Below are 8,757 nucleotides of genomic sequence, written 5' to 3' on the forward strand. Positions count from 1 at the left end.
AGCGGCAAAGGCAAGACCCGCGTGGCGGAACACCAGCGTGAACGGGCTCACGCCGATGTCGGTCACGTCCGTCTTCAGCAGGTTCGGGTCGGTATACGGAATCAGCACGCCGATCACGAAGATCGCGAACACGTAGAACAGCAGGATGCGCCAGAACACCTGGCGCACCGCGCGCGGAATCGTCGTGCGCGGGTTTTCCGATTCGCCGGCCGCGACGCCGATCAGCTCGGTGCCCTGGAACGAGAAGCCCGCGATCATCGCGACGCCCATCAGCGCCGGCAGCCCGCCCGCGAACGGTGCGTCGCCGATCGTCAGGTTGCCCCAGCCGTTGGCCGGCGCGCCCTTCAGAATGCCGAAGATCATCAGCAGCCCGACGCCGATGAACGCGACCACGGTGACGACCTTGATCAGCGCGAACCAGTATTCGGCTTCACCGAAACCGCGCACGGTGAGCGCATTGAGCAGGAACATCACGGCGAGGAACGCCGCGCTCCACCACACGCCCGGCACGTCCGGGAACCAGTAGTGCATCACGAGCTGCGCGGCGACGAGCTCCACCGCGATCGTCACCGCCCAGTTGTACCAGTAGTTCCAGCCGAGCGCGAAGCCGAAGCCTTCGTCCACGTATTTCGCGCCGTAGGTCGCGAACGAGCCCGACACCGGCATGAACGCCGCCATTTCGCCGAGGCTCGTCATCAGGAAGTAGACCATCAGGCCGATCAGCATGTACGCGACCATCGCGCCGCCGGGGCCGGCCTGCGAAATCGACGCGCCGGACGCGACGAACAGGCCCGTGCCGATCGAGCCGCCGATGGCGATCATCGTCAGGTGGCGCGCCTTCAGCGCGCGATGAAGCTTGGGTGGGTTCGCGGACGAACCGGGTGGGTCGGAATTCGGAATGGCGGACATAAACGAGACGAACGTTGAGCAGGCCGGCATCCGTAGCCGGCGCATGCGGTATCGGAGCGCGGGACGCGTCCTGCGATGCATTCGATGCGGCCCCGATACGCGTTGCGCGGCGGGCGCCTGCGGCGAAGCGCGGATTCTACCTGATTCGATAGGGGGGCAGCTGCGCTCGCCCCGCCCGCCGCCACCGCCGCGGATTTTGCAGAATCAACGGGTTGGCCGTGTCGGCCGCGCCACTGCCGCCCGGCGTCGTGAAAACCTCGATGACGGCGGGTCATTCGATTTTCATTTCCCCCGCCGCGCGTAATCCTGTCTCGATCCGCCAAATACCGGATTCAATACGCAAAATCGACCGATCAGCGCGTTATTAATCAGACGAAAAGGCCGACACTGGCGATTGATTCAAATCAAATCGCCCGCGCGCACTGCGGTAATGATGCGTAACCGTTTCGAATCGCCGTCGCCGCATGCATGTTTTGCATGCGCGCGCGAATTTCAGGAATTCGCGGGATAATGACGCTTAATTCAAAATAATCAGCGCGTGGAACCGCCAGTGACGCGAGTAGCCGCCGCCCGCCACCCCCGAGGATGAAGTCATTCCCGCTGCCCGCCACGCTGCGCCGCCATACCGCGTCGATCGTGGCACGCATTCTGTCGCCCCGCGGCGTACTCGTGGCGGGCATCGTCCTGCTGATGTTCAGTTGGGGACTTTCCACGTCGCTATTAATCGAGGCGCGACGCGACGCGTATGGCCATGCGGTCGAAAATGCGCGCAACCTGATGCTGCTGATCGAACGCGATATCGCGCGCAATATCGAACTCTACGATTTGTCGCTGCAAAACGTCGTCGATGGCGTGGCCGATCCGGAACTGATGACATTGCCGCCGCGCCAGCGCCACCGGCTACTGTTCGATCGCGCGGCGACCGGCGCCTATCTCGGTTCGATTTTCGTAATGGATGCGCACGGCAATATCGCGATCGATTCGAGCGCGTCGCCCGCGCGACAAGGCAATTTCGCCGACCGCGACTATTTCACCGTGCATCGCGACCGGCTCGCCCCCGGCCTCTACATCAGCCGGCCGTATGCGTCGCGGCTGCGCGGCGGCGCGTTGACGATCGCGCTGAGCCGCCGGATCAACCGGCCCGACGGCACCTTCGGCGGGATCGTCGTCGGCACGCTCAGCATCGACTACTTCCGCGCGCTGCTCGACGGCCTCGCGGTCGGCCGGCACGGCAGCGCGGCGATCGTCGAGGACAACGGCACGCTCGTATCGCGCCTGCCGTACGACACCCGGGTGGTCGGCCTCGACCTGCACGACTCGCCGCTGTTCATCGACGCGCAACGCAGCCGCACCGGCGAGCTGACCGGGGTCGGCGCCATCGACGGCGTGCGGCGGGTCTATGTTTACAAGCATCTCGCCGGGCTGCCGCTGATCGTCGACGTCGCGCCCGCCGAGATCGACATCTACGCGTCGTGGCACCACCGCGCGATCTGGACCATCGTGCTGATGAGCCTGTTCACGGCGTTCATCGCGTGGGGCTCGCTCGCGTTGTCGCGCGAGCTGAAACGCCGGCAGGAGGCCGAAGCGAAGCTGTACCGGCTCGCGCACACCGATTCGCTGACGGGCCTCGACAACCGCGGCACGTTCGACACGGTGCTCGCGAAGGAGACCCAGCGCGCGTCGCGCAGCGGCCGGCCGTTGTCCGTGCTGTTCGTCGACGTCGATCACTTCAAGGCGTTCAACGACTACTACGGCCACCCGGCCGGCGACGACGTGCTGCGCCAGGTCGCGCAATCGCTGTCGCGCTGCCTGCGCCGCGACAGCGATCACGTCGCGCGCTACGGCGGCGAGGAATTCGTCGTCACGCTGCCCGACACCGACGGGCCAGGCGCGGCCACCGTCGCCGAAGGCATCCGGCGCGCGATCGCGGAGCTCGGGATCGAGCACGTGAAGAGCCAGTACGGGCGCGTCACGGTCAGCATCGGCACGGCCACCGCGGACGACGGCCGGATGAACGCCGCGACACTGTTGCGGCGCGCCGACGAAGCGCTGTACCGCGCGAAGTCCGGCGGCCGCAACCGCGTGCTGGACGCGCAGTCGACCGCGGCCGACGCGTGACGCGCCGTCCCGTGGTCGGACGCGGCTGCCCGGCGGCCCCGCCGTGGACAGCCCACCTATGTTCGGCTAGCGTTACGTCTGCTGCGCAGGCGGCGCGGCGCCGGCCCGCGCGGGCCGCCGTGCGCGTTCCGGCCACTTCCGCTTCGTCATGACTGCCCCGCTCCCGACCCGACTGCCGCCTCTCGTGCGCCACGCGCTCCGCCCGCTGCTCGACCCGTACCGCCGCTACCGGCACGCGAAGCTGATCCACGCGGCGCGCGTCGCGCTCGCGGTGCTCGTGTCGATCGCGCTGTCCACGGGGCTGAATGTGCCGCATGGCGAGTGGTCGACGATCACCGTGCTGATCGTCGTCGGCGGGCTGCAGCATCACGGCAACATCCGCAAGAAGGCGGCCGAGCGCGCGCTCGGCACGTCGATCGGCGCGCTGGCGGGGCTCGGGCTGATCCTCCTCTACTCGTTCCTGCACGCGCCGTTCGCGATCTACCTGCTGATGGCCGTCTGGTGCGGCGTCTGCGCGTATCACGCGATCGGCAAGGCCGGCTACATCGCGCTGCTGTCGGCGATCACGATGGTGATCGTCGCGGGGCACGGCGACAACGAGATCGTCGACGGCCTGTGGCGCGCGGTGAACGTGCTGGCCGGCATCGCGATCGCGCTGGCGTTCTCGTTCGCGCTGCCGCTCTACGCGACCTATTCGTGGCGCTACAAGCTCGCCGACGCGCTACGCGCGTGCGCGGCCGTGCATGCGCGGCTCGCGGGCGACCGTCAGGTCACCGACGACGCGCACCTGAAGGAAATGGCCGCGCTGAGCACGCTGCTCGTGCAGTTGCGCTCGCTGATGCCGTCGGTGTCGAAGGAATGCGAGACGTCGATGACGCAGCTCGAGGCGATCCAGCGCAGCCTGCGCCTGTGCATCGGTTATCTGGAAATCCTGTCGAGCGCGCTGCCGGCCGCCGACGACGTGGCGGCCCGCGAATACATGCGCGTCGAGATGAAGACCTTGAACCGGCGCATCCGCGACACGCTGGTCGGCGCGAGCCGCGCGCTCAAGTTCGGCACGCCGAGCCGGCTCGCCCCGCGCCGGCGGCCAGTCGACCCGCTGCACGACGCGCCGCCGCCGCAGTTGTCCGGCTACGTGTCGATCACGGCCAAGCTGGCCGGCGAAGTCGATCAGTTGCGCGAGCGGCTGCTCGATACCGCTCGGTCGTGGAATATCTGAGGGGCCGGATGGGCGCGCAATTCTTTCATATGCCTTTCGATGAAATGAAGCGACGCGCCGAGGAGCGCGAACTGGGTTGACGGCCGATCCGGCCCCGGAAATCGGCCGGCGGCCGGCTCGTCCGCGCGCGTTTCGGCGGCGATACAACGCCGTCCGGCACGGTGTTCTCCAGCCGGCTCACCGCCCGTCAGGCCCGCCGCGACAGGCGCGACGCCGGTTCCGCACCAAAATCAACCCTTGCCCCAACTTCCCGGACAGCCGATACTCGCATATTCCGCGAAATACGATCCCACCGGCTTCAATCCACGGTAATTCCTATGAGCACGATTCTCGAAAGCCTCCCGACCGGCCAGAAGGTCGGTATCGCCTTCTCCGGCGGCCTGGACACCAGCGCCGCGCTGCACTGGATGAAACTGAAGGGCGCCGTCCCGTACGCATACACGGCGAACCTCGGCCAGCCCGACGAAGACGATTACGACGCGATCCCGAAACGCGCGATCGAATACGGCGCAGCCGGCGCCCGCCTGATCGACTGCCGCGCGCAGCTCGTCGCCGAAGGCATCGCGGCGCTGCAAAGCGGCGCGTTCCACATCACGACCGCCGGCGTCACGTACTTCAACACGACGCCGATCGGCCGCGCCGTGACCGGCACGATGCTCGTCGCCGCGATGAAGGAAGACGGCGTCAACATCTGGGGCGACGGCAGCACGTACAAGGGCAACGACATCGAGCGCTTCTACCGCTACGGCCTGCTCGTGAACCCGGATCTGAAGATCTACAAGCCGTGGCTCGACCAGACGTTCATCGATGAGCTCGGCGGCCGTGCCGAAATGTCCGAATTCATGAACCAGGCCGGCTTCGCATACAAGATGTCGGCCGAGAAGGCGTATTCGACCGACTCGAACCTGCTCGGCGCGACGCACGAGGCGAAGGATCTGGAAAGCCTCGAAAGCGGCATCAAGATCGTGAACCCGATCATGGGCGTCGCGTTCTGGCGCGACGACGTGAAGATCGCCGCCGAGGAAGTGACGGTGCGCTTCGAAGCCGGCCAGCCGGTCGCGCTGAACGGCGTCGAGTTCAAGGATCAGGTCGAGCTGCTGCTGGAAGCGAACCGCATCGGCGGCCGCCACGGCCTCGGCATGAGCGACCAGATCGAGAACCGGATCATCGAGGCGAAGAGCCGCGGCATCTACGAAGCCCCGGGCCTCGCGCTGCTGTACATCGCGTACGAGCGTCTCGTCACCGGCATCCACAACGAAGACACGATCGAGCAGTACCGCGAGAACGGCCGCCGCCTCGGCCGCCTGCTGTACCAGGGCCGCTGGTTCGACCCGCAGGCGATCATGCTGCGCGAAACCGCGCAACGCTGGGTCGCACGCGCGATCACCGGCGAAGTGAAGATCGAACTGCGCCGCGGCAACGACTACTCGATCCTGAGCACGAAGTCGCCGAACCTCACGTATCAGCCGGAACGCCTGTCGATGGAGAAGGTGGCATCGACGTTCTCGCCGCGCGACCGGATCGGCCAGCTGACGATGCGCAATCTCGACATCACCGATACGCGCGACAAGCTGCGCGTGTATTCGCAAGTCGGGCTGCTGACGCCGGGCGAAACGTCGGCGCTGCCGCAGATCAAGGGCGACGGCGACAAGTAAGTCGCGTCGTTCGACGCCGTGCCGCATCGTCGTATGCGGCACGGTCGGGCAGGCTGCCCGTGTGGCGCATCGTTACGCACGCAGCCTGCCGCTTCCCCTCTCCCCGCCTGTCCGCTTTCCCGCCGTATTCGCATCCCGCCGCGTGACGCCTCAACGGCACTGCACCGCCGCGCCAGTCATGGCAAGCTGCGAATCGTCCGATTCCTGCGTCGACTCATGACCATCCTGACCGTCATTCACCTGAACGGGCCGATCAACAGCGGCAAGACGACGATCGGCCGCGCGCTCGCACGCGTGCTGCCCGATGCGCGCTTCATCGACGGCGACGATCACGATGCGCCCGAAGACGCGCCGTTCGACGTGCAATGGGCGATCGCGCTCGAACGCCTCGTTACGCAGGTCACAACCGCACGCGAACGCCATCTGGTCATCGCCTACCCGATCGGCGAAGCGGAATTCGAACGGCTGCGCGCGGCCTGCGACGCGCGTGACGCGCGCTTGTTCGTCGTCACGCTCGCGCCGCCCGAAGCGGTCGCGGCGTCGAATCGCGGCTCGCGTGCGTTGACGGACTGGGAGCGCAACCGGATCGCCGAGATGTATCGGGAAGGGTATGCGGCGCGGGCGTTCAGCGAGATGGTGCTGGATACGTCCGATGCGACACCCGATGCGTGTGCGGCACGCATCGCGCAGCAGGTCGCGGCGACGGCCTCGTAGCGGCTCCCGCGCGCGAACATGGACTGACGCCACGCACCGCTGATCGCGCGCCGCCACGCATGAAGCCGGACGGGTACGCCACGCGCCCGTCCGGCCGCCCCGCACCGCACATTGCCGCGCTTACGAGTGATGCCGCACGCCCGGCACGGCCGCTTCCCGCACCCCCTTGCGGCTCAGCATCAGCGTGACGACCGCCGACACCGCGAGCGTGCCGGCCACCACGTACAGCCCCGCCGCATACCCGCCCGTCGCGTGCTTGAGCCAACCGATCGCGAACGGCCCGACGAACCCGCCGAGATTGCCGATCGAATTGATCATCGCGATCCCCGCCGCCGCGCCGGCCCCCGACAGGAACGCACTCGGCATCGCCCACAGCGGCGCCTTCGCCGCACTGATCCCGATGTTGACGACGACCAGCGCGAGCACGGTCAGCAGCGCCGTGCTCGCCTGCCCCGCGAACACGAAGCCGATGCACGCCAGCACGCACGGAATCACGACGTGCCACGTGCGCTCGCCGGTGCGATCCGAATGCCGCGCCCACCCGATCATCGCGACCACGGCGGCGATGCTCGGAATACCGGTCAGCAGGCCCGTCTGCAACGCGCTGAAGCCGAACTGCTTGACCATCAGCGGCGCCCACAGCCCGAGCGTATACAGCCCCGCCGACGTGCCGAAGTAGATCAGCGCGAGCGCCAGCACACGCGGGTCGCGCAGCGCCTGCCACGCACCAGCCGTGTGCCCGGCGTGCGTGTGGCGCGCGTCCGCTTCCGCTTTCAGCTTCGCGATCAGCCAGTCGCGCTCGTCCGCGCGCAGCCACGCGGCCTGCGACGGCGCATCGGTCAGGCGCTTCAGCACGACGAAGCCGAGCACGACCGCCGGCAGCGCTTCGACGATGTACAGCATCTGCCAGTCGGCGAACCCGAACATCGGCGGCATCTGCATGATCGCGCCCGACAGCGGCGAACCGATCGCGGTCGAGATCGGCGCGGCCGCCATGAACCACGCGGCGGCCACCGCGCGCTGCTTCGCGGGAAACCACAGACTCAGGTACAGGATGATGCCGGGGAAGAAGCCGGCTTCCGCCACGCCGAGCAGGAAACGCAGCACGTAGAAGCTGGTCGGCCCGGCCGCGAACGCGGACACGGCCGACACGATGCCCCACGTGATCATCACGCGTGCGATCCAGATGCGCGCGCCGACACGATGGAGAATCAGATTGCTCGGTACTTCGAACAGAAAATAGCCGATGAAGAACAGGCCGCCGCCGAACCCGAATGCGGTCGGCGACAGGCCGATCGCGTTGTTCATCGTCATCGCCGCGAAGCCGACGTTCACGCGATCGAGAAAGCTGACGAAGTAAAGCAGCATCACGAACGGAATGATGCGCCACATCAGTTTCCGCGCGACGCGGGTTTCCAGATCCGCTTGCATGTGTCTCCTCCTTCGAGGTCAGGCCGTACGCCGTCGGTCGGTGGACCGCGAGCGCCGGCCGGCGCCCGGCTCGCGTCGGATGCGCGAGTCGCGGGCAGAAAAAATGCGTGAGTGAAACGAACGGTCGGCGCCCGGGTGGCTGCGCACGCGCGCGGCCGCCCGCCCCGCGCCGCCGTCAGGCCGCGATCGCCGCGTTCGCGACGCGCTCGCAGACGGCCGCCGTCACCTGCGCGGTCGTCGCGCTGCCGCCGAGGTCGCGCGTATGCAGCGACGGGTCGGCCGTCACCGCCTCGATCGCATGCATCACGCGCGCGGCCGCTTCCGTCTCGCCGAGATGTTCGAGCAGCATCACGACCGACCAGAACGTGCCGACCGGATTCGCGAGCCCCTTGCCCATGATGTCGAACGCCGAGCCGTGGATCGGCTCGAACATCGACGGATAGCGGCGCTCGGGATCGATGTTGCCGGTCGGCGCGATGCCGAGGCTGCCCGCGAGCGCGGCGGCGAGATCGCTGAGGATGTCCGCGTGCAGGTTGGTCGCGACGATCGTGTCGAGCGACGCCGGGCGATTGACCATGCGCGCGGTCGCCGCATCGACGAGTTCCTTGTCCCACGTCACGTCGGGAAACTCCTGCGCGATCTGCTTCGCGATCTCGTCCCACATCACCATCGCGTGCCGCTGCGCGTTGCTCTTCGTGATCACGGTCAGCA

At 67.5% G+C, this 8,757-nt stretch carries 7 protein-coding genes; 4 read left to right on the forward strand and 3 right to left on the reverse strand.

The genetic code is table 11. The annotated features are described in order from the left end of the window. The coding region (locus tag JMF90_RS12350) for an amino acid permease (protein ID WP_201325137.1) at positions 1 to 909 on the reverse strand (909 nt) is incomplete at its 3' end. A 585-nt stretch (positions 910 to 1,494) separates the two neighbouring features. Between JMF90_RS12350 and JMF90_RS12355 the strand changes: the two genes are divergently transcribed. The 4 genes from JMF90_RS12355 to JMF90_RS12370 all read left to right on the forward strand — a co-directional run bounded on the left by JMF90_RS12355 (position 1,495) and on the right by JMF90_RS12370 (position 6,615). Continuing rightward, complete coding sequence (locus JMF90_RS12355; RefSeq protein ID WP_011548291.1) at positions 1,495 to 3,027, forward strand: sensor domain-containing diguanylate cyclase; 1,533 nt, start codon at positions 1,495 to 1,497, stop codon at positions 3,025 to 3,027. Between the two features lie 148 nt (positions 3,028 to 3,175). Continuing rightward, complete coding sequence (locus JMF90_RS12360) at positions 3,176 to 4,246, forward strand: FUSC family protein (protein ID WP_011548292.1); 1,071 nt, start codon at positions 3,176 to 3,178, stop codon at positions 4,244 to 4,246. 317 nt (positions 4,247 to 4,563) lie between these two features. Then, entirely contained in the window at positions 4,564 to 5,901 is a 1,338-nt protein-coding gene (gene argG, locus JMF90_RS12365) for an argininosuccinate synthase (protein ID WP_006479599.1), read from the forward strand. A gap of 216 nt (positions 5,902 to 6,117) precedes the next feature. After that, entirely contained in the window at positions 6,118 to 6,615 is a 498-nt protein-coding gene (locus JMF90_RS12370; protein WP_041489419.1) for a shikimate kinase, read from the forward strand. Positions 6,616 to 6,735: 120 nt separating this feature from the next. Here the strand turns inward: JMF90_RS12370 and JMF90_RS12375 are convergent, their stop codons facing one another. Both JMF90_RS12375 and JMF90_RS12380 read right to left on the reverse strand, forming a co-directional pair. Further along, positions 6,736 to 8,046 (reverse strand): MFS transporter, encoded by a 1,311-nt coding sequence (locus JMF90_RS12375; protein ID WP_201317161.1) that lies wholly within the window; start codon positions 8,044 to 8,046, stop codon positions 6,736 to 6,738. Between the two features lie 175 nt (positions 8,047 to 8,221). Continuing rightward, positions 8,222 to 8,757 (reverse strand): isocitrate/isopropylmalate family dehydrogenase (locus JMF90_RS12380; RefSeq protein ID WP_236597973.1); only part of this gene is annotated, 536 nt, incomplete at its 5' end.

The organism is Burkholderia sp. E168m23 (assembly GCF_016586125.1).
Lineage (GTDB): Bacteria > Pseudomonadota > Gammaproteobacteria > Burkholderiales > Burkholderiaceae > Burkholderia > Burkholderia orbicola.

Coding starts and splice junctions, on each gene's coding strand:
- JMF90_RS12355 (WP_011548291.1), top strand. CDS start 1,495: ATGAAGTCATTCCCGCTGCCCGCCACGCTGCGCCGCCATACCGCGTCG.
- JMF90_RS12360 (WP_011548292.1), top strand. CDS start 3,176: ATGACTGCCCCGCTCCCGACCCGACTGCCGCCTCTCGTGCGCCACGCG.
- argG (WP_006479599.1), top strand. CDS start 4,564: ATGAGCACGATTCTCGAAAGCCTCCCGACCGGCCAGAAGGTCGGTATC.
- JMF90_RS12370 (WP_041489419.1), top strand. CDS start 6,118: ATGACCATCCTGACCGTCATTCACCTGAACGGGCCGATCAACAGCGGC.
- JMF90_RS12375 (WP_201317161.1), bottom strand. CDS start 8,046: ATGCAAGCGGATCTGGAAACCCGCGTCGCGCGGAAACTGATGTGGCGC.